Consider the following 23001-nt stretch of genomic DNA (forward strand, 5'->3'; position numbering starts at 1 on the left):
CCGCGCCCCCGTGAAGGAGCACCCCGTGGCCACCACCCCCCGTACCGTCGAGGTGCTGCCGACCTCCGCCGCCCAGCGCCGCTTCTGGCTCATCGACCGGCTGGAAGGCCCCAGCGGCGTCTACAACACCGCTGCCGCGCTGCGGCTGCGCGGACCGCTGGCCACCGAGCACCTGCACCGGGCGTTCCAGCTGCTGGTCGACCGGCACGAGGCCCTGCGCACCGTGTTCCCGGCCCGCGACGGCTCCCCGGTCCAGCTGGTGCTGCCGCGACGCGCCTTCGAGCTGGGCCTGACCGAGGCCGCCGGAGCCGGCGAAGAGGAAGCCCGCGCACTGGCCGGCCGGCTCGCCGAGCAGCCGTTCGACCTGGCCAAGGGCCCGCTGATGCGGGCCGAACTGATCGTGCTCGGGCCGCAGGAGCACCTGCTCGTCGTGGTCCTGCACCACATCGTGGTGGACCGCTGGTCCTTCGGGCTGCTGATGTCCGAACTCTCCGAGTGCTACGCCGCCCTGGCCGAACAGCGGCCGGTACGGCTGCCCGAGCTTCCGGTGCGCTACGCCGACCACGTGGCCGGCCGGCAGGCCCTGCTGGACGGCGGGCTCGGCGAACGGCTGCTCGACTACTGGCGCGGCCAACTGGCCGGAGCACCCGAGGCGTTGGAACTGCCCGGCGACCGGCCTCGGCCGCCGGTGCGCAGCTTCCGCGGCGCGAGCGTGCCGGTGAGGCTGGACGCTGCCGCCTCGCAGGCGGTGCGCGACCTGTGCAAGACCGCGGGGGCGACCCCGTTCATGGTGCTGCTGGCCGCCTTCCAGGCGGTGCTGGGCCGGCACGCGGGTACCGGGGACGTGGTGGTGGCGACCGGGCCCGCCACCCGGGCCCCGGGCGCCGAGCTGCTGGTCGGCTCGCTGGTCAACACGGTGCTGCTGCGCACCTCGCTGGCCGGTGATCCCACCTTCGCCGAGCTCGTCGAGCGGGTGCGGGGCACCGCGCTGGACGCCTTCGACCGCCAGGAGCTGCCCTTCGACCGGCTGGTCGAGGAGCTGGCGCCCAGCCGCGACCTGTCGCGAAACCCGCTGGCCCAGGTCGGCTTCGTGCTCCAGAACGCGCCCGCCACCACACCCGCCCTGACCGGCCTGGCCGTCGAGCCGGTGCCCGTGGCACGGGACAGCGCGCACCTGGACCTCGACCTGCAACTGGCGGAGGAGGACGGTTGCTTCACCGGGTTCGCGGAGTTCGCCCTCGACCTGTTCGACGCCCCGACGGTGGCCCGGCTGCTCGGCCACTGGACCACCCTGCTGAGCGCCGCCGTCCGCGCACCCGGCACCCGGCTGTCCGGACTGCCGATGCTCACCGCGGCCGAGCTGGAGCGGGAGCTGCACGGCTGGAACGACACCGACGGCGAGTTCCCCGCCGGACGGCGGGTGGACCAGCTGTTCGCCCGCCAGGCGGCCCGGACCCCCGGAGCGTCCGCCGTGATCGACGCGTCCGGGACCCTGGACTACCGGTCCCTGGACGCCTGGGCCGGACGGATCGCCCACCGGCTGAGGCAGGCCGGCGTCGGGCCGGACGTACCGGTGGCGCTGTGCCTGGAGCGCGGGGCCGGACTCAGCGCCGCCATGCTGGGCACGCTGCGCGCGGGCGGCGCCTTCCTCGGACTGGACCCGTCCTATCCGGCCGACCGGCTGGCCTTCATGCTCGCCGACGCGGGCCCGGCCGTGGTCCTGGCCGACCGGTCCACCGCGGTTGCGCTCCCGCCCGGCACCGAACCGCTGCTGCTGGAGGAGATCCCCGCCGACGGACCCGAGTTCGGCCGTACCGAGGGCGAATCCGGCCGTACCGGAGGCGAGCCGGCGGGAGCGGGCGAGACCAACCTGGCGTACCTGGTGTACACATCCGGCTCCACCGGGCGCCCCAAGGGCGTCGCGGTGACCCACCGGGCCATCGTCAACACCTTCGCGGGACTGGCCCGTTCGCACGGCTTCGGCCCCGGCGACCGGATGATCGCGCTGCACTCGCCGAGCTTCGACCCGGCCGTGCACGACTGCCTGGCCCCGCTGGTGGCCGGAGCCACCGTCGTCTTCCCGGCCGAGGACACGGTCCGCGACCCGCGGCACTGGGCCGAGCTGGTCGCGCACCACCGGGTGACCGTGTGGTCGATGGGGCCGGCCGGTACCGAGGCGATGCTGGCCGCCGCCGAGGAACACGGCCTGGCCCTGGACAGCCTGCGCACCGCGATGATCGGCGGCGACGTACTGCCGCCCGCGCTGCCGCCGCGGCTGCGCGCCGCGGCCCCCGGCTGCCGGGTGGTCAATTCGGCCGGTGTGGCCGAGGCCGCCTTCTGCAACAACGAGTACCTGGTCCCCGAGGACGCCGGGCCCGGCCCGGTGCCCTACGGCCGCCCGCTGCTCAACCAGCGCCTGCTGGTGCTGGACGGTTTGCTGCGCCCGGTACCGGCCGGGGTCCCCGGCGAACTGTGCGTGGCGGGCGAGGGCCTGGCCCGCGGCTACCTGGGCCGCCCCGGCCTGACCGCCGAGCGCTTCGTGCCGCACCCGTACGGCCGGGTGCCGGGGGAGCGCCTCTACCGCACCGGCGACCTGGCCCGCCGCCGGGCCGACGGCGAACTGGAGCTGCTCGGCCGCGCCGACAACCAGGTCAAGATCCGCGGCTTCCGGGTCGAGCCGGGCGAGGTGACCGGCATCCTGCTCGGGCACCCGGCCGTGGCCGACGCGGTCGTCGTGGCCCGCGAGGCAGCCCCCGGCGACCGGCGGCTGGCCGCCTACTGGGTGCCCGCGGCCCGCCCGGACCACGCCCCGGTCTCCGACGCCGAGCTGGCCGCCTGGCTGCGCGAGCGGCTCCCCGGCCACCTGGTCCCCGCGCTGTGGACCGGGCTGGCGGCCCTGCCGCTCTCGCCCAACGGCAAGGTGGACCGGGCCGCGCTGCCCGAACCGGCCGCGGCGGCCGACACCGCGGACCGCCTCGCCCCCCGCACCGCCGACGAGGCCGCCGTCGCCACGATCTGGCAGCGGCTGCTGGAGCTGCCCGAGGTCGGCGTACTGGACGACTTCTTCGACCTCGGCGGCCACTCGCTGCTCGCCAACCGGCTGGTCAGCGCGCTGCGCGCGGAGTTCGGCGTGGAGGTGCGGCTGCGCGAGGTGTTCGCCGCCACCACGGTGGCCGCGCAGGCCGGCCTGGTCGGGCGACTGCGCTCGGCCGAGGGCCCGGCGCCCGCCGCCCCGTTGCCGCCGGTCACCCCCGCGGACCGCTCCCGCCCGCTGCCACTTTCCTTCGCCCAGCAGCGGATGTGGCTCTTCGACCGCTTCGCCCCCGGCAACCCGGCCTATCACGTGCCCACCGCGGTTCGGATCGGCGGCGACCTGGACCCGGTGGCGCTGGCCGCCGCGCTGCGCGCGCTGATGGCCCGGCACGAGGTGCTGCGTACGGTGGTGGTGCAGACGGACGGCGCCCCGACGCAGCGCGTCCTGCCGGCCGGCGAGGCCCCGCTGACCGTCCGTGAACTCGCCGTCGACGAGCGGGCGGAGGACCTGGTCGACGCGTTCGTCACCCGTCCCTTCGACCTTGCGGCGGAGGCGCCGCTGCGCGCCCTGCTCCTGCGGATCGCCCCGGCCGAGCACCTGCTGGTACTGGTGATCCACCACATCGCGCTCGACGGCTGGTCGATGGGCGTACTGGTCGAGGACCTGGCCGCGCTCTACGACGGCCGCGACCTGCCGCCGCTTCCCGTGCAGTACGCCGACTACGCCCAGTGGCAGGCCGACCGGGCCGCCGAGGGCCGCTGGACCGAGCAGCTGGAGCACTGGCGCGGACGGCTGGCCGGACCGCTGCCGGTACTGGAACTGCCCGCCGACCGGCCGCGCCCGGCCACCCCGAGCCTGGCCGGTGCGGTCCACGAGTTCACCCTGTCCGCGGAGCTGACGCAGCGGCTGCGCGCGCTGGGCACACGGCACGGCGCCACCCTGTTCATGGTGCTGCTCGCCGGTTACCAGACACTGCTGGGACGGCTCTCGGGCGCCGAGGACGTGCTCGTCGGCACCCCGGTCGCGGGCCGCGGCCAGCGCGAACTGGACGGCCTGGTGGGCTGCTTCGTCAACAGCCTCGCGCTGCGCGGCGACCTGTCCGGTGACCCCGCCTTCGCCGAGCTGCTGGAGCGCACCCGCGACCGCGTGCTCGCCGACTTCGACTGCCAGGAAGTGCCGTTCGAGCAGGTGCTGGACGCCGTCGGAGCCGAGCGCGACCCCGCCCGGCACCCGGTGTTCCAGACCATGCTGACCCTGCAGAGCGCCCGCCCGCCCCGGGCCGGATTCGACGGGCTGGACGTCGAGCCGGTGGACGCGCAGACCGGCTCCTGCCTGATGGACCTGATGTTCACCGCCGCCGAGCAGGGCGGAGGCATGGTCTTCACGGTGGAGTACGCGACGGACCTGTTCGACGCGGAGAGCATCGTCCGCCTGGCGCACCGCTTCGGCGTGCTGCTGGAGGCTGCCGCCGACGCGCCGAGCACCGCCCTGTCCGGGCTTGCGCTGCTGGACGCCGAGGAGCGCCGCACCGCGCTCACCGAGTGGAACGACACCGCCCGCCCCCTCCCGTCCGTCGGCCTGCACGACCTGGTGGCGGCGGCAGCGGCCCGCACCCCCGGCGCCCCGGCGCTGGAGCACGAGGGCCGCACCACCAGCTACGCCGAACTGGAGGCCGCCGCCGAGCGGTGCGCCGGCCGGCTGCGGGCGCTGGGCGTCGGCGGGCAGAGCGTGGTCGCGGTGCACGCGGCCCCGACGCCCCAGCTGGTCACCGCCCTGCTCGGGGTGCTGAAGGCGGGCGCGGCGTTCACGACGCTCGACCCGGCGCTGCCCGAACAGCGGCTGCGCCTGCTGCTGGAACTGTCCGGCGCACAGCTCGTGCTCACCGACGGCAGCGAGTCCGGCGGGCTCCTGGACGGGGTCCCGGTGGCCCCGATCGAGGCGGCGGCCGCGCCGGACGCGGCCGCCCCGGTGACCGGCACCGCGACCGCACCGGACGCGCTGGCCTGCGTCTTCTTCACGTCCGGCACCACCGGTTCCCCCAAGGGATCGATGTTCACCCACCGGGGCCTGGTCAACTTCACCCTCGCGATGGCCGAGGAATTCCGGCTGGCCCCCGGCGACCGCTTCCTGCAACTGGCCTCCACCGGCTTCGACGTGCTGCTGGAGGAGCTCTTCCCGGCCCTGGCCGCCGGTGCCACCGTGGTGCTGCCCGGTGCCCGGCTGCTGGCCGGCGGCGTCGACCTGACCGGCTACCTGGCCGAGCACCGGATCACCGGCCTGGAACTGACCACCGCCTACTGGCACGACTGGGCCGCCGAACTGGAGCGCACCGGCGCCGCGCTCCCCGCGGACCTGCGGTTCGTGGCGATGGGCGGCGAGCGGGTGCGCCGGGACCGGCTGGCCGCCTGGCAGCGGCTCGGGGTGCCGCTGGTGCACGTGTACGGGCTGACCGAGGTGACCTGCACCTCGACCACCCGGCGCGTCACCGGCGAGCCGGTGGACGGCGACGGCCTGCCGATCGGCCGCCCGCTGGCCAACACCACCGTCTACCTGCTGGACGCGGCCGGTCAGCCCGTACCGGTCGGCTCCCCGGGCGAGCTCCACCTGGGCGGCGCCGGTCTGGCCCGCGGCTACCTGGGCCGCCCCGGCCTGACCGCCGAACGCTTCGTCCCGGACCCGTACGGAGAACCCGGCGCCCGGCTCTACCGCACCGGCGACCTGGCGCGCCACCGGGCCGACGGCGAGGTGGAGTTCATCGGCCGCGCCGATCAGCAGGTGAAGATCCGCGGCCACCGGATCGAGCCCGGCGAGGTGGAGGCGCAGCTCGCCGAGCGGCCCGAGGTCGGCGCCGCCGCGGTCGTGGTCCGCGAGGACGAGCCGGGCGAGAAGCGGCTGGTCGGCTACGTGGTGGCCGCCCCCGGTACCGAACCGGACGTCTTCGAGCTGCGCACCGCTCTGCGCGAGCGGCTGCCCGAGTACCTGGTGCCGTCCTCGATCGTGCTGCTGCCCGCGCTGCCGCTGAACGGCAACGGCAAGCTCGACCGCGGTGCGCTGCCCCGCCCGGGTCGTGCCGAGCTGACCGGCGGTGCGGCGGTGGCCCCGCGCACCCCCGCCGAGGCGGAGATCGCGGAGCTGGCCGGGGAACTGCTCGGCCTGCCGGCCGTGGGCGTCCACGACAACCTCTTCGACCTCGGCCTGCACTCGCTGCTGGCCGTCCGGTTCGCCGCCCGGGTGCGCGAGACCTGCCAGGTCGAGGTGGACCTGCGGGTGTTCTACGAGGCGCCCACCGTGGCCGAGCTGGCCCTGCGGGTGGTGCAGCTCCAGGCCGAGGCGACCGACCCGGACGACCTTGCGCGGCTGCTCGCCCAACTGGAGGCCGAGGACGGCCTCGCCACCGCCTGAGCCCGGCGCAGCAACCTGCCCACGCACCCACCCCCGAACACGTCGAACCCCGAGTACGTCGAAACCCGGCCGACCCGGCCACCGGAGGAACCCATGCCCATCGCCCCGGCACTGCTGGAGGACTGGCTCCGCGAGCGGTACTTCACCACCACCTACGACATCAGCAGCAGCGGTGTCGAGAACTACACCGTCGACCAGGTCCTCGCCCTGGCCGGCACCAGCGCCGCCTCGCTCGGCGACGTCGTGTTCCGCGACAGCCACTCGCTGGGCGGCGAGCCGCTGCGCGCCGCGCTCGCCGAGCGGCACGGCACCGACCCCGGCTCGGTGATCGCCACCCAGGGCTCCAGCGAGGCGATCTACCTGGTCATGCACGCCCTGCTGAAGCCCGGCGACGAGGTCGTGGTGCAGGCCCCCGCCTACCACGCGCTGGTCGAGGTGGCCGCCTCGCTGGGCTGCCGGATCGTCCCGTGGGCGATGCGCACCGAGCACGGCGTGGTCACCAACGAGGACGAGCTGCTGGCGCTGATCGGCCCGGACACCGCCATGGTGGTGGTCAACTTCCCGCACAACCCGACCGGCGCCACGGTGACCGAGGACCAGCAGGCCGCCGTCATCGAGACCTGCGCCCGGTACGGCACCTGGCTCGCCTGGGACAACGCCTTCCAGCACCTGGTGTACGACCGTCCGCCGCTGCCCGACCCGACCGCCCGCTACCCCCGGGCGATCTCCTTCGGCACCCTGTCCAAGGCGTACGGCCTGCCGGGCCTGCGGGTCGGCTGGGCGCTCGCCGCGCCCGAGGTCCTGGCGGGCTGCGTGCGCCGCCGCGATTACACCAGCCTGGCCCTCTCCCCGCTCGTGGAAGCGGTGGCCACGCACGCCGTCCGGCACGCCGACGAACTGCTGCGCCCCCGGCTGGCCCAGGCCGCCGCCAACCGGGGGGTGCTCGCCGACTGGCTGGCCGCGCACCGCGACCAGGTGTCCGCCGACCTGCCGGCCGGCGGGGTCACCGCCTTCCCCGAGCTGACCACGGTGGCGGACGTGACGGAGTTCGCCGACCGGCTCGACCGCGAGCACGGCGTGCTGGTCGTACCCGGCGCCTGCTTCGGCGCCCCCCGGCACATCCGGCTCGGCTTCGGCGGCGCCGCCGAAGAGCTGACCGCCGGACTCGACCGGCTCGCCGCGCTGCTGCCCGAACCCCGCTGACTCCCTTCGCAGACCCGACCACCGAGGTGATCCACCCCATGCACACCCTCACACTCGACCCCGCCGACGCCGACGCGGTCGCCGCCCTGCTCGACGAACTGGCCGAGCGGCACGACAGCGTCGAGGACCAGACCCTCCAGGACGAACTGACCCTCCAGTCCCACCGGTTGCCGCTCGCGCTGCGCCGCTTCCTGACCGACTTCCGGCTGCACGAACCGGCCGGAGCCTGCGTGGTCTCCGGCTACCGCGTCGACCAGGACCGGATCGGCGCCACCCCGGCGCACTGGCAGCACCGCACCGGGGTCTCCCCGGCCCTGCGCGAGGAGATCTTCCTGCTGCTGTGCGGGGCGCTGCTCGGCGAGCCGGTCGCCTGGGCCACCCAGCAGGACGGCTACCTGGTGCACGACGTCCTGCCGGTCAAGGGCCACGAGGACGAGCAGATCGGCACCGGCAGCAACCAGACCATCTTCTGGCACGTCGAGGACGCCTTCCACCCCTACCGGGGCGACTACGTGGGCCTGCTCTGCCTGCGCAACCCGGACCGGGTGCCGACCACCTTCGTCGGAGTGCAGGACCTGGAGATCTCCGCCGAGGACCGGCGGGTACTGGCCGAGCCGCGCTTCTACATGCTGCCCGACAACTCGCACCTCCAGATGCTCGACGCCGGCCCCGGACGCCCCCTGGAGGGCGGCACGCGGCTGCTGGACGCGGCGTACGAGCGGCTGAAGCAGATGCGCGACGACGCGGCACCGGTACCGGTGCTGTTCGGCTCACCGGCCGATCCTTACCTGTGCCTGGACCCGTACTTCATGGACCTGGACCGGCTGGACCCGCAGGCCCGGGACTCCCTCCAGCGGCTATCGGACGAGATCGACCGCCGCCTCGGCGGCGCCGCACTGGCCTCCGGCGAGATCGTCTTCGTCGACAACTACCGCGCGGTGCACGGCCGCAGCTCCTTCGCGGCGCGCTTCGACGGCACAGACCGCTGGCTCAAGCGGGTCAACGTCGCCCGCGACCTGCGCAGGTCCCGAGACGCGCGGGCCACCGCCGCATCCCGCGTCCTGTTCTGACCAGGGCCCGTCGGCCCCGTCCGCCGCCGACGCAACTCCGCCTTCCACCCACGGCCCTAGGGCCCGCCTGATCTTCTCCGGGGAGAGCACCGTGAGCACCACCCAGACCGCCGCCGCCGAGGCCGCCACCGCCGACACCGCCCGCCGCATCGCCGAGCTGCCGCCCGAGCAGCGGGCCCGGCTGGAGGCCCGGCTGCGCGAGCGGCTGGCCCGGCGCCCGGCCGCGCCCGCTGGCGTGCCGCGCCGCCCCGAGGGGGCGCCGGTGCCGCTGTCCTTCACCCAGGAGCAGATCTGGCTTGCCCAGCAGCTCGCCCCGGAGTCGGCCGCGTACAACGTGCCGATGGCGGTGGCCTGCTCCGGTCCGCTCGACGCCGAGCGGCTGGCCCGGGCGTTCCGCATGGTGATCACCCGGCACGAGGTGCTGCGTACCACCTTCGCGGCCGGACCCGACGGCCTGCCCGTTCAACTGGTGCACGAGGAGGCCAGGTTCGAGCTGCCGGTGACCGACCTCCGGGCCCTGGCGGCGGACGAGGCCGAGGCGCGGGTGCGCGCCCGGCTGGCGGAGGAGGCGCACACCCCGTTCGACCTGGCGGCCGGGCCGCTGCTGCGGGCCGCGCTGATGCGCACCGGGGAGCAGGAACACGTCCTGTTGTTGACGATCCATCACATCGTGTCGGACGCCTGGTCGGTGAACGTGCTGCTCGCCGAGGCCGCGACGGCCTACCGGCCGGCCGACGGTTCCGCAGGCGCGGAACTGCCCGCGCTGCCGGTGCAGTACGGCGACTTCGCCGCCTGGCAGCGCGGCAGCCGGGGCGGCGCCGCGTACCAGGAGAGCCTCGGCTACTGGCAGCAGCGGCTGTCCGGCCTGACCGACACCCCGCCGCCCGCCACCACCACCGGCCGGCCGGAGGGCGGCGCGGCCGCCGGAACGCACAGCCTGGAGCTGCCCGCCGAGGTCGCGGCCGGCCTGCGTGCACTGGCCGTACGACACCGGACCACCCTCTTCACGGTGTCCCTCGCGGCGCTCCAGGTGCTGCTGCACCGGTACGGCGGCGGGCCCGACCCGGTGATCGCCACCCCGGTCGGCGGACGCGGGCGCAGCGAGCTGGAAGGCCTGATCGGCTGCTTCGTCAACACCCTGCTGCTGCGGGGCGACGTTTCCCCTCGCTCCGCTGGGGATGCCCCTGGCGGCGAACCGACCTTCGCCGAGCTGCTGGACCGGACCACCGAAGCGACCCGACGCGACTTCCGGCACCAGGAGGTGCCCTTCGAGCAGCTGGCCGCACAGCTGCGGTCCAGCTCGCCGGACGGACTGGCACGCACCATGCTGGTGCTCGACCAGGCCGCCCCGGAAACCGCCCGGGACGGCGCCGACTCCGGCGGACTGGTACTGCGCCCGCTGGACGCGGCCGGCCCGGCCGACGCCAAGCGGGACCTGACGTTCACCGTCTCGGAGACCGGCGACACGCTGACGCTGACCCTGGTCCACCGCACCGACCGATACGAGGAGCGCTCCGCCGAGCGCCTGCTCGCCCACTACGCCACGCTGCTGCGCGAGGTCTGCGCCGACCCGCACCGCCCGGTCGGCCGGCTGCCGCTGCTGACCGCCGAAGAGCGCACACTGCTGCTCGACACCTGGAACGCCACCGCTCTCGAAGTGCCCGCCGGGACCTTCCACGGCCGCTTCGCCGAGCAGGCCGCCCGCACCCCGCACGCCGTGGCGGTGGTCGGCGCCGACGGCACCCACCGCTACGCCGAACTGGACCGGCTGGCCAACCGGCTGGCCCACCACCTGCGCGCGCTCGGCGTCGGCAGCGAGACGCCCGTGGCCATCTGCCTGGAGCGCGGGGCCTGGACCGTGGTCGCGCTGCTCGCCGTACTCAAGGCCGGCGGCTGCTACGTGCCGGTGGACCCGGCCCAGCCGCAGGAGCGGATGGCGATGATGCTCGCCGACACCGCCGCCCCCGTGGTGATCACCCGCGCCGCCCTCGCCGACCGGCTGCCGTCCGGTGTGCGGGCGGTCGCGGTGGAGGAACTGGCTCTCGACGCGCAGCCCGACACCGCCCCGGAGGTGCCCGTGGATCCGGGCCAGGCGGCCTACGTCCTGTTCACCTCCGGCTCCACCGGCCGGCCCAAGGGCGTGGTGGTCGAGCACCGGCAGGTGCTCAACTACCACACCGCCGTGGTGTCCGCGCTGGGCCTGGAAGCGGCCGGGTACGCGATGGTGCAGCCGTTCACCTTCGACTCCTGCGTCACGGTCCTGTCGTCCGCGCTCCTGGGCGGCGGCACGCTGCACATGGTGGACGCCGACACCGCTTCGGACGGGCGACGGCTGGCCGCGTACTTCGCCGAGCACGCGATCGACTACCTGAAGATCAGCCCCTCGCACCTGGCGGCGCTGGAGGGGCCGGGCGCCGAGCACCGGGTGCTGCCCCGCCGGGGCCTGATCCTGGGCGGCGAGGGTTCGACCAGCAGCTTCGTGCGCGAACTGCTGGGCCGGGCCGAGTGCGAGGTCCTCAACCACTACGGGCCGACCGAGACCACGGTCGGCGTGACCACCCACCGCCCGCGGGCACGGGAACTCGCCCGTACCTCGACCGTGCCGATCGGCAGCCCGCTGGGCAACGTCCGGGCGTACGTGCTGGACGGCCGGGGCGAGCCGGTGCCGGTCGGGGTGCCGGGCGAGCTGTTCATCGGCGGCGCCCAGGTCACCCGGGGTTACCTGGGCCGTCCGGGCCTGACCGCCGAGCGCTTCGTGCCCGACCCGACCGGTGCGCCGGGCGCCCGGATGTACCGCACCGGCGACCTGACCCGCCGACTGCCGGACGGCGCGATCGAGTTCCTCGGTCGGCTGGACGACCAGGTGAAGATCCGCGGCTTCCGGATCGAACTGGGCGAGGTGGAAGCGGCCCTGGCCGCCCTGGAGCCGGTGGCGGCAGCGGCCGCGGTGGTCCGCGAGGACCGGCCCGGGGACCGGCAGCTCGTCGGCTACCTCGTCCCGCTGCCCGGCGCCGAGATCGAACCCTCCGGCCTGCGAGGCGAGTTGGCCAAGGCGCTGCCCGGCTACATGGTGCCGTCCGCGCTGGTGGTGCTCGACGCGCTGCCGCTCACCGCGCACAACAAGCTGGACCGTCGCGCCCTGCCGGCCCCGCCGCGCCAGGAGGCCGGGGCCGGGCGGGCCGCGCGCGACGAGCGGGAGGCCGCCCTGTGCCGGATCTTCGCCGAGGTGCTGGGCGCCGAGCGGGAGCCGGGCATCGACGAGAGCTTCTTCGACCTCGGTGGCCACTCCCTGCTGGCGATGCGGCTGGTTGCCGCGGTGCGGGCCGAGCTGGACGTGGAGGTGGGCGTCCGCGACCTGTTCGAGGCGCCGACCGTGGCCGCGCTGGCCGAGCGGCTGGGCCGGGCCCTGCCCGCCGCCGCACTGCCGCCGCTGGTCAGGGCGGAGCGCCCGGACGTGCTGCCGCTCTCCTTCGCCCAGCGTCGGCTCCGGTTCCTCAACGGGATGGAGGGCGAGGCGAGCGCGTACACGATGCCGGTGGTGTTGCGGCTGACGGATGCGGTGGACGCCGTCGCGCTCCAGGCCGCGCTGGACGACGTGGTGGAACGGCACGAGACCCTGCGCACCGTGTTCCCGGAGACGGACGGCGCACCGTGCCAGGTGATCCTGCCGGCCGTGGCCGGGCTGGTGTCCCTCGACGTGGTGGAGTGCGACGAGGAGGAGGCGCGGGCGCGGATCGCCGCGCTGTCGGCGCAGCCCTTCGACCTGTCGGCCGAAGCGCCTTTGCGTGCGGCGTTGTTCACGCTGGCTCCGGCGGATCATCTGCTGGTTCTGGTGTTGCACCACATCGCGGGTGACGGCTGGTCGATGCGTCCGCTGACCGAGGACCTGACGGCCGCCTACGAAGCGCGTGCTCGTGGGGGTGCGCCCGGGTGGTCGCCGTTGCCGGTGCAGTACGCGGACTTCGCACTGTGGCAGCACGAGCACCTGGGCGACCCGGACACTCCTGGAACGGTGTCGAACCGGCAGCTGGCCCACTGGACGGCCGAGCTGGCCGGGCTGCCCGAGGAGATCGCGCTGCCCGCCGACCACAGCCGGCCCGCCCGTCCCACGCACCGTGCCCGTATCCACACCACGCGTACCGATGCCGGTGTTCACGAGCGTCTGACGGCTCATGCGCGGGCGCATCAGGCGACGTTGTTCCATGCCGTACACGCGGCGCTGGCGGTGCTGCTGACCCGCAACGGCGCCGGTACGGACGTGCCCATCGGCACGCCGACCGCCGGTCGTACGCACCGTGACCTCGATCAGTTGATCGGGTTCTTCGTCAACACCCTCGTGCTGCGCACGGACACCACTGGGAACCCCACTCACACCGAACTGCTGCGCCGCAGCCGTGAGGTGAACCTCGCGGCGCTCACCCACCAGGACGTTCCCTTCGAGCGGATCGTGGAGGCCCTCAACCCCAGCCGCGCCCCCCACCGCCACCCCCTCTTCCAGACCGTTCTGACCCTCAACAACACAACTGGCGCCACGGCCGGGCAAGACGGTCAGAATGTCGAGTTCGAGGGCGCCGCGAAGTTCGACCTGTCCTTCACCGTCACCGAGCACCACGCCGCCGACGGCGCTCCCGGCGGGCTGACCATCACCATCGAGTACGCCGCCGACCTCTTCGAGCCCGTCACCATCGTGCGGCTGGCCGATCAGTTCCAGCGGATCCTGACCAGCGCCGCCGAACACCCCGACACCCCCCTCCACGACATCGAGCTGCTGGGCGGGACCGGCCGGGCCGAACTGGCCGGGCTGTCCACCGGCGCCGTCCATCCGCTGCCCGCCGCCGCCCTGCCGGAGCTGTTCGCCGCTCAGGTCGCCCGCACCCCCGACGCCACCGCCGTCGTCTGCGACACCGGCACCCTCAGCTACGCCCAGCTCGACACCGCCACCGACCGCCTCGCCCGCCACCTGGTAGCCCTCGGGGCGGGTGCGGAACGCCGGGTCGCGATGCTCCAGCAGCGCTCGGCGGAGCTGGTGGTCAGCACACTGGCCGTGGTGCGAGCGGGCAGCGCGTACGTACCGCTGTCCGAGAGCTGGCCCGACGAGCGGATGGCCCTGGTGCTGGCCGACACCGGCGCCGAACTGCTGCTGGTGGACGCCGCCACCCGCGACCTCCCGTTCGTCCGCGCCCGGGCCGCGGCCGGTGTGCGGGTGGTGGACGTCTCGGCACCGCTGCCCGACGCCCCCGCCCGGCCCGTCCCGGCCGTCCAGCCGGACCGGCTCGCCTACGTGATGTACACCTCCGGCTCCACCGGCACCCCCAAGGGCGTCGCCGTCACCCACGCGGACGTCGCCGCGCTGGCAGCCGACCGCTGGTGGCAGCGGGACGGCCACCACGAGCGGGTGCTGTTCCACTCCCCGCAGGCCTTCGACGCGGCCACCTACGAACTGTGGGTGCCACTGCTGAGCGGCGGTCAGGTCGTGGTCGCACCCGCCGGTGACCTGGACGCCGAGCGGATCGGGCGGCTGATCGCCGAGCACCGGGTCACCGCGCTCTGGCTGACCGCCGGCCTGTTCCGGCTGCTCGCCGAGGACGCGCCGCAGAGCCTGGCAGGCGTGAGCGAGGTGATGACCGGGGGAGACGTGGTCCCGGCGGCCGCGGTGCGCCGCGTGCTCGCCGTCCACCCGGGCCTGCGGGTGGTCGACGGCTACGGCCCGACCGAGACCACCGTCTTCGCCACCCGGCACTCGATCACCGCGGGGGACGCGCTCGGCAGCACCGTGCCGATCGGCCGACCGCTGGACAACATGCGCGTCCAGGTGCTGGACGCGGCGCTGCGACAGGTGCCGCCCGGCGTGCCGGGCGAGCTGTTCATCGCCGGTGCCGGACTGGCCCGCGGCTATCTCGGTCGTCCGGCCCTGACGGCCGAGCGTTTCCTGCCGGATCCGTTCGGTGAGCCGGGTGCGCGGATGTACCGCACGGGTGATCTGGGCCGCTGGCAGTACGACGAGCGGGGTGAGGGGCGGCTGGAGTTCCTGGGCCGCACCGACGACCAGATCAAGCTGCGTGGTTTCCGTATCGAACCCGCCGAGATCGAGGCCCACTTCACCAGCCGGCCCGACATCGCGCAGGCCGCGGTCCTGCTGCGCGAGGACAATCCCGGCGACCAGCGCCTGGTCGCCTACCTCGTCCCCACCACCGACACCGACACCGGTGTCACCGTCCTCGATCCGGCCGAACTGCGTGCGCACGCCGCCGCCCACCTGCCCGCCTACCTCGTCCCCTCCGCCCTGGTCCTCCTCGACACCCTCCCGCTCACCCCCAACGGCAAGCTCGACCGCCGCGCCCTGCCCGCCCCCAGCACCGCCACCACCCCCACCCGAGCCCCCCGCACCCCGCAGGAAGAAGTCCTCTGCGGCCTCTTCGCCACCACCCTCGCCGTCGACCACATCGGAATCGACGACAACTTCTTCGACCTCGGCGGCCACTCCCTGCTGGCGATGCGGCTGGTTGCTGCGGTGCGCGCCGAGCTGGACGCGGAGGTGGGTGTCAGTGACCTGTTCGAGGCGCCGACCGTCGCGGCGCTGGCCGAGCGGCTGGGCCGGGCCCTGCCCGCCACCGCACTGCCGCCGCTGGTGCGCACGGAGCCCCGCCCGGCGCGCATCCCGCTCTCGTACGCACAGGCCCGGCTGTGGTTCCTCAACCGGATGGAGGAGACCGAGCGGGCCTCGTACAACATCCCGGTGGTGTTGCGGCTGGCCCGGGCTGTGGACGCCGTCGCGCTCCAGGCCGCGCTGGACGACGTGGTGGAACGGCACGAGACCCTGCGCACCGTGTTCCCCGAGACCGACGGCCGGCCGTGCCAGCTCGTCCTGCCCGTCGCCCCGGCGCTCGTGCCCCTCGGCCTCGTGGAGACCGACGAGAGCGGTGCGCGGGCGAGGATCGCGGAGCTCTCGGCCGAGCCCTTCGACCTCGCCGGTGAACTCCCGCTGCGCGCCGCACTCTTCACCCTCGCGCCGGACGACCACCTGCTGGTCCTGGTGCTGCACCACATCGCAGGTGACGGCCTCTCGATGCGTCCGCTGACCGAGGACCTCACCGCTGCCTACCAGGCCCGGAGCCACGCCCGGACCCCTGACTGGTCGCCGTTGCCGGTGCAGTACGCGGACTACGCGCTCTGGCAGCACCGCCACCTCGGTGACCCCGACACTCCCGGTACGCCCCTGCACGAGCAGCTAGCCCACTGGACCACCCGGCTGGCCGGCCTGCCCGAGGAGATCGCCCTTCCCGCCGACCACACCCGGCCCGCGCACCCCACGCACCGGGCCCGTACGCACACCACGCACACGGACTCCACCGTTCACCAGCAGCTCACGGCCCACGCCCGCGCCCACCAGGCCACCCTTTTCCAAGCGGTGCACGCGGCGCTCGCCGTCCTGCTGACGCGCAACGGCGCCGGTACGGACCTGCCCATCGGTACTCCCACGGCGGGCCGCACGCACCGCGACCTGGACGAGCTCGTCGGCTTCTTCGTCAACACCCTGGTCCTGCGCACGGACACCGCCGGCAACCCCACCCACACCGAACTGCTCGGTCGTACCCGTGACGTCGGTCTCGCGGCCCTCTCGCACCAGGACCTCCCCTTCGAGCGTCTCGTCGAGGCCCTCAACCCCAGCCGCACCCCCCACCGCCACCCGCTCTTCCAGACCATCCTCACCTTCAACAGCACCACCGCGGCCGGCGTCGAAGCCGCCGGCACCGACGTCGAGTCGGAGAGCGCCGCGAAGTTCGACCTGTCCTTCACCGTCACCGAGCACCAGACCGCCGACGGCGCTCCCGGCGGGCTGACCGTGACCATCGAGTACGCCGCCGACCTCTTCGAGCCCGTCACCATCGCGCGGCTGGCCGATCAGTTCCAGCGGATCCTGACCAGCGCCGCCGAACACCCCGACACCCCCCTGCACGACATCGACCTGCTCGCCGAGCACGAGCGCAAGGCCTTGTTCACCGACTGGAACGGGCCGTCGCGTGCACTCCCCGGCCGGACCCTGCCCGAACTGTTCGCCGCTCAGGTCGCCCGCACCCCCGACGCCACCGCCGTCGTCTGCGACACCGGCACCCTCAGCTACGCCCAGCTCGACACCGCCGCCAACCGGCTGGCCCGCCACCTGGTGGCCCAGGGTGCGGGCCCCGAACACTTCGTCGCGCTGGCCGTGCCGCGCTCGGTGGAGACCCTGGTGGCCGTGCTGGCGGTGCTCAAGTCCGGCGCGGCGTACCTGCCGATCGACCTCACACACCCGGGCGAGCGGATCGCCTACACCCTGGCCGACGCCCGGCCGCTGTGCGTGCTCACCACCGCCGAGGCGGCCGCGCAACTGCCCGTCACCGAGCACCCGCACCTGCTGCTCGACGCGCCGGACACGGCCGCCGCGCTGGCCGCCCTGCCCGCTCACGACCTCACCGACCGCGACCGGTCGGCGCCCCTGTCCCTGCGCAACCCGGCCTACGTGATCTACACCTCCGGCTCCACGGGACGCCCCAAGGGCGTCGTGGTCGAGCACCACTCGCTGGACGCCTACCTGGCCTGGGCCCGCGAGGCCTACGACAGCGTGGCCGGCCGGGCGCTGGTCCACTCGCCGGTCTCCTTCGACCTCACCGTGACCGGCCTGTTCGCCCCGCTGACCAGTGGCGGCACCGTGCAGCTCATCGAGCTGGACGACCAGGCGCCCACGGCGGGGGAGTTCGACCGTCCGAGCTTCGTCAAGGCCACCCCGAGTCATCTGGCCCTGCTGACCGCGCTGCCCGAGCGCTTCTCGCCCAGCGAGCAGCTGGTGCTCGGCGGCGAGTCCCTGATGGGCGAGGTGCTCGACGAGTGGCGGCGACGGCACCCGGGCGCAACCGTGATCAACGAGTACGGTCCGACCGAGACCACGGTCGGCTGCACCGAGTTCCGGATCGAGCCCGGCGACACCGCGCCCTCCGGTGTGATCACCATCGGACGGCCGATCTGGAACACCCGGATGTACGTGCTGGACGAGTCCCTGCGGGCGCTCCCGGTCGGGGTCGGCGGCGAACTCTTCATCGCCGGTGACCTGGTGACCCGCGGCTATCTCGGTCGTCCGGCCCTGACGGCCGAGCGTTTCCTGCCGGATCCGTTCGGTGAGCCGGGTGCGCGGATGTACCGCACGGGTGATCTGGGCCGCTGGCAGTACGACGAGCGGGGTGAGGGGCGGCTGGAGTTCCTGGGCCGCACCGACGACCAGATCAAGCTGCGTGGTTTCCGTATCGAACCCGCCGAGATCGAGGCCCACTTCACCAGCCGGCCCGACATCGCGCAGGCCGCCGTCCTGCTGCGCGAGGACAATCCCGGCGACCAGCGCCTGGTCGCCTACCTCGTCCCCACCACCGACACCGACACCGGTGTCACCGTCCTCGATCCGGCCGAACTGCGTGCGCACGCCGCCGCCCACCTGCCCGCCTACCTCGTCCCCTCCGCCCTGGTCCTCCTCGACACCCTCCCGCTCACCCCCAACGGCAAGCTCGACCGCCGCGCCCTGCCCGCCCCCAGCACCGCCACCACCCCCACCCGAGCCCCCCGCACCCCGCAGGAAGAAGTCCTCTGCGGCCTCTTCGCCACCACCCTCGCCGTCGACCACATCGGAATCGACGACAACTTCTTCGACCTCGGCGGCCACTCCCTGCTCGCCGCCCGGCTGACCGCCCGGGTCCGCGAGGAACTGGGCATCCAGATCGGCCTGCGGGCCCTGTTCGAGACCCCGACCGTGGCCCTGCTGGCCGAACGGATCAACGTCGAGGGCAGCACCGGATCCTCCGACGGTCTCGGCCAGTTGCTGCCGCTGCGCACCGGAGGGACCCGTCCGCCGCTGTTCGCAGTGCACCCGGGAGGCGGCCTCGGCTGGTGCTACTCCGGCCTGGCCCGCCACCTGGACCGCGACCGGCCGCTGTTCGCACTTCAGGCCCGAGGACTCGACGGTGTGGACGAACTGCCGCGCTCCGTACCCGATATGGCGGCCGACTACCTGCGGCTGATCCGCGAGGTGCAGCCCGTGGGCCCGTACCACCTGCTCGGCTGGTCCTTCGGCGGCACGGTGGCCCACGAGCTGGCCCGCCAGCTCCAGGAGGCGGGCGAGGAGGTGGCGCTGCTGGCGATGCTCGACTCGCACCCGACCGGACGCTTCCGGCACGCCGGGCAGCCCAGTGAGGCGGAGATCCTCTCGCTGGCTCTGGACGGGCTCGACCTCGACGAGCTGGGCGCGCTCGCCGACGCTCCGGCGGACGGCGCGGACGTCCTGGGCGACGGACTCCCCACCGCCGACGCCGTGCTGGAGCTGCTGCGGGAGCGCGGCAGCGTTCTGGGCGGGCTGGACCCGGCGGCACTGGGCCGGCTGGTGAAGGTGACCGCCAACAACCTCGCGCTGGCCCGGGGCGAACAGCCGGGCCGGTACCGGGGCCCCGTGCTCTTCTTCGAGGCCCTGCCGGGCCGGGGTGCCGACGGCACCCCGCTGGCCGAGCTGTGGGCCGCGCACGTGGACGGCCCGGTGGAGAACCACCCGCTGGACATCCCGCACAGCCGCTTCACGACCCCGCAGGCCCTGGCTGAGATCGGCCCGGTCCTCGCCGCCCACCTGCGCTGACCGGGTTCACGGGGGGTGGTGCGCCCGACCTCGGCGCCGGACGTACCACCCCGCCCCGCCCCCGCCCCTGTGTCTTCCTGCCCCGCCGCAGCCTCCGAACGGAGCCGTTCCGTGCCCCTGTCCCTCGCCCCACCCCCTGTGGGCCTGCCATGACCACCTTCGTGCTCGTCTGGGCGGGCCGGCTGGTCACCGCACTCGGATCCAGCATCTCCGGCTTCGCCCTCGGCCTGTGGATCTACCAACAGACCGGCTCCGTCACCCAGTTCGCCACCGGTCTGCTGCTCGGCTTCGCTCCGGGCATGCTGGCCGCCCCGGTCGCCGGGGTCCTGGTGGACCGCTACCGGCGCCGCACCGTGCTGCTCTGCGCGGACGCCGCGGCCATGCTCGCGGCCGTGGCCATGGCCGCCTCCCAGGCGACCGGGCACCTGGCCGTCTGGCAGGTGTACGCGGTCATCATCGTGGAGTCCTGTTGCGCGGCCTTCCAGTGGCCGGCGCTCGCCGCCGCCGTCACGGGCATGGTCGGGGCCGAACAACGCGGCCGGGCGAGCGCGATGACCCAGACCGCCCTGGCCGGGGCCCAGTTGCTCGGCCCGATGCTCGCCGCCGTCCTGCTCGGCGCGGGCGGGCTGCGCGCCGTACTGGTGGTCGACGTCGTCTCCTTCGCGCTGGGGCTGCTCACCCTGCTCCTCGCCCGTTTCCCCGAGTCGACCGGCCGCCCGGAGCACACCGGCAGCCCCAGGGAACGCTCGGGCTGGCGGGCCGAGTTGACCGAAGGCCGACGTCTGCTCACCGGACAACCCGGACTGAAACACCTACTTCGCCTGGTCACCGTCCTCAACGCGGCCGAGGCCACCGCCACGGCCCTGTTGCTGCCCCTGGTCCTGGCCGCCACCCCCGAGGCCGAGCAGAACGCCGCGGTGGCCATGGTCAGCACCGCCGGGGGGCTCGGCCTGGCGATCAGCAGTGTCGCCATGTCCATCTGGTCCACCCCGCGCCGCCCGTTGCCCTGGGTCACCGCGGCCACCGTGCTGAGCGGCGTCGCGGTCCTGCTGGCCGGATTCTTCCCGCGCCCGGGCCTCCTGGCCGTGGCAGCCTTCACGTTCTTCCTCGGCCTGCCGGTGGTCACCAGCTGCGCCCAAGTGCTCTGGCAGTCCGCGGTGGCCGCCGAGGCCCAGGGCCGGGTCTTCGCCCTGCGCCGCATGTTCACCCAGGGCGGCACCCTGCTCGGCTACCTGCTGGCCGGACCGCTCGCCTCGCAGGTCCTGAGCCCGCTGGTGGACCCCGGCGGGCCGTTCGCCGCCACCCTCGGCCGACTCCTAGGCGCGGCCCGTGACCGCGGCAGTGCCCTGCTGCTCTGCTGCACCGGCCTGATCCTGGCCGCCACCGCCCTGGCCGGGCGCCGTCACACCATCACCGCGCTGCCCCCACCGCCCGCCGAGAGCCCGTCACCCGTCGAACGGGAGAGCGTGCCGAACGCGGCCGGGCCTCCTGTCGCAACGGGCCCCCTAACGCGTCCCTGAGGGACACCCCGGCCGTACCGTCATCCGGTCGGCGCAACCTGCATACCCTCGATGGCGATCGACCTGCCCCGATCGGGCCGCGCCGCCCCCTCCACCGATCCGGAGTCAATGTGATCTTCCGCCCCGCCGTAGCGTCCGACCTCGACCGCCTCCTCCCGCTCATCGTCACCGACGCGGCCGGCGGGATGACGGCCGACACGTACACGGCCCGGCTCGCCGCCGGTGAGTACCGCCCCGACTGGACCTGGATCGCCGAAGACGCCTCCGGCGCCGCGCCGCTCGCCCTCGCCATCTGGTGGGGTGACCCGGACGAGGACCTGCCCGGCGCCCTCGACGGCGTGTTCGTCCACGACTCGGTCCGGTCCGCCGCCGAACGCACCACCCTGGCAGCCGAGTTGCTCACCGCCGCACACGCGGCCTACGCCGGGGCCGGTGCGAGCGCCGCGCCGGAGTACCACCTCTCCCTCCCCGGTGACTGGCACGACCGGCCCGACACGGTCGCGGCCGTGGCCTGGCGGCAGGAGGCGGCCCGGCGCGCGGGTCTCCCGGTGACCGTGGAGCGGCTGCGCTACGAGTGGACACCACGGGCCGGTCTCCCGGAGCCCACCGGGCGTCTGCTCTTCGCCGCCGAGCCCGACGACGAGGTCTTCGTCGGCCTGTTCCGCCGGGTCCTGAAGGACAGCCTCGACACGGCCTCCCGGAAGGAGGCCGAGAGCATCGGCCCCGAGGCCCAGGCCCGCGAGGACGTCGCGTTCTACCGCGACACCATGCCGGGGGACCGGTCCTGGTGGCGGGTCGCCCGGACACCCGAGGGCGAGCCCGTCGGCTTCGGCCTCCCCTCGCGCAACCACGCCTTCCCCGTGGTCGGATACCTGGGAGTGCTGCCGGAACACCGGGGCCGTGGATACGCGGACGAGATCCTGGCCGAGATCACCCGGATCCTGGTGTCCGAAACCGATCCGGAGAAGGTTCGCGCAGACACCGACCTGACGAACACGCCGATGGCCGCGGCCTTCGAACGCGTGGGGTACCGCAACGACGCCCGCCGCCTGGTGCTGTCCGCCCACTGAGAGCGCCGGGCCGGGCCATGGCCACGTGAGCGGGCGGCCGAGATCGCGCGTCTATCCGGCGAATATCCACCCTCGCTTCCATGGGCCCCACGAAGAACCCCGTGGAGAGGGACGACCGGAAATGAGCACCGAAGAGTTGACCGCCGCTTCGACCGAGGCCGAGGCCCGGGCCGCGTTCCTGTCCCGGGTCGGCGGCCCGGCTCTCGGTGCACGCACGGTGCTGGACCGGGCGGCGGAGCTGCTTCCCGGCGTGGTCGACGCCGCCTCGGACGTCGAGACGGCACTCACCGAGCTGGCCGCCCGGGCGGCGATACGCCCGGTACCCGCCGCACCCGCCGCAGCAGGGGCCTGGGGCCTCGACCTCGCCACGGGCGCGCTGCGCCGGGTGCCCGTCCCCGCGTCCGGCTCCCCGGTGGGCGTCGCGGCGGGCCTGACCTGGGTGAGCGCCCTCGAATCGGGGCTCGCCCAGCACTGCGAGGCCCTCCTCGCCCGCCGCCTCGGGGCGCCCGGGACCCGTGTACCCAGGCTGAGCCTCGCCGGGCAGGGCCACGCCGTCCCCGACGCGCTGCTGCGCGCCCTGCAGGCCGAGGACGAGCACGTCGCGCATGACCTGTCCGGTCTGCTCTCCCTGCCCGCCTGCGCCGTCGCGCTCGCCCCGCGCATGCAGCCGGAGCCGGAGCCGGAGCCGGACCGAGGCCCGGACCCGGAGCGGGACACGGTCGTCGCCACGGGCGCGACCTTGGCCGAGGCCGCCCGTACCGCCGTGGAGCGCGCCCTGTCCCGCCGACGCGCCCGCGCGGCCGGACGCCCCGTCCCGCACCCGTTCCCCGCCATCGGCCGGGAACAGGAGACCGACGCTCCCCGGCCGCTTCCCTGCGCCCAGTGGTCCCACCCCCTGGACGCCCTGCACTCCCAGGGCCACAGCCCGGTCGCGGTGCTGCTGGACCACGACGCGGGGGTGGGCGAGGCGCTGCCCTACCTGGTGCGGATCGTCCTGCCGGCGAAGTAGCCGCCCGGCCCGCTCCGTGCGGCCGTGACGACGCTGGTGAACGCC

At 74.5% G+C, this 23001-nt stretch carries 7 protein-coding genes; all 7 read left to right on the forward strand.

The features are described 5' to 3' along the window. The first annotated feature begins 25 nt into the window (after positions 1-25). The 7 genes from ACFYOB_RS17460 to ACFYOB_RS17490 all read left to right on the forward strand — a co-directional run bounded on the left by ACFYOB_RS17460 (position 26) and on the right by ACFYOB_RS17490 (position 22956). Positions 26-6436 (forward strand): amino acid adenylation domain-containing protein, encoded by a 6411-nt coding sequence (locus ACFYOB_RS17460; protein ID WP_388560695.1) that lies wholly within the window; start codon positions 26-28, stop codon positions 6434-6436. Between the two features lie 93 nt (positions 6437-6529). Next, positions 6530-7639, forward strand: coding sequence for a capreomycidine synthase (vioD, locus tag ACFYOB_RS17465; protein ID WP_388560697.1), 1110 nt, complete (start codon positions 6530-6532; stop codon positions 7637-7639). A 38-nt stretch (positions 7640-7677) separates the two neighbouring features. Beyond that, a complete protein-coding gene (gene gntD / locus ACFYOB_RS17470; protein WP_388560699.1) occupies positions 7678-8709 on the forward strand; it encodes a guanitoxin biosynthesis L-enduracididine beta-hydroxylase GntD in 1032 nt (343 codons plus the stop codon). 91 nt (positions 8710-8800) lie between these two features. Beyond that, on the forward strand, positions 8801-19357 hold the full coding sequence (locus ACFYOB_RS17475) for an amino acid adenylation domain-containing protein (protein ID WP_388560701.1): 10557 nt from the start codon (positions 8801-8803) through the stop codon (positions 19355-19357). Between the two features lie 149 nt (positions 19358-19506). Beyond that, complete coding sequence (locus ACFYOB_RS17480; RefSeq protein WP_388560703.1) at positions 19507-20877, forward strand: MFS transporter; 1371 nt, start codon at positions 19507-19509, stop codon at positions 20875-20877. A 110-nt stretch (positions 20878-20987) separates the two neighbouring features. Beyond that, positions 20988-21947 (forward strand): GNAT family N-acetyltransferase, encoded by a 960-nt coding sequence (locus ACFYOB_RS17485; RefSeq protein ID WP_388560705.1) that lies wholly within the window; start codon positions 20988-20990, stop codon positions 21945-21947. Positions 21948-22068: 121 nt separating this feature from the next. Further along, positions 22069-22956, forward strand: a complete 888-nt coding sequence (locus ACFYOB_RS17490) for a hypothetical protein (RefSeq protein ID WP_388560707.1) — start codon at positions 22069-22071, stop codon at positions 22954-22956. The last annotated feature ends 45 nt before the right edge of the window (positions 22957-23001 follow it).

It is taken from the genome of Streptomyces sp. NPDC006463 (assembly GCF_042870715.1).
Taxonomy (GTDB): domain Bacteria; phylum Actinomycetota; class Actinomycetes; order Streptomycetales; family Streptomycetaceae; genus Streptomyces.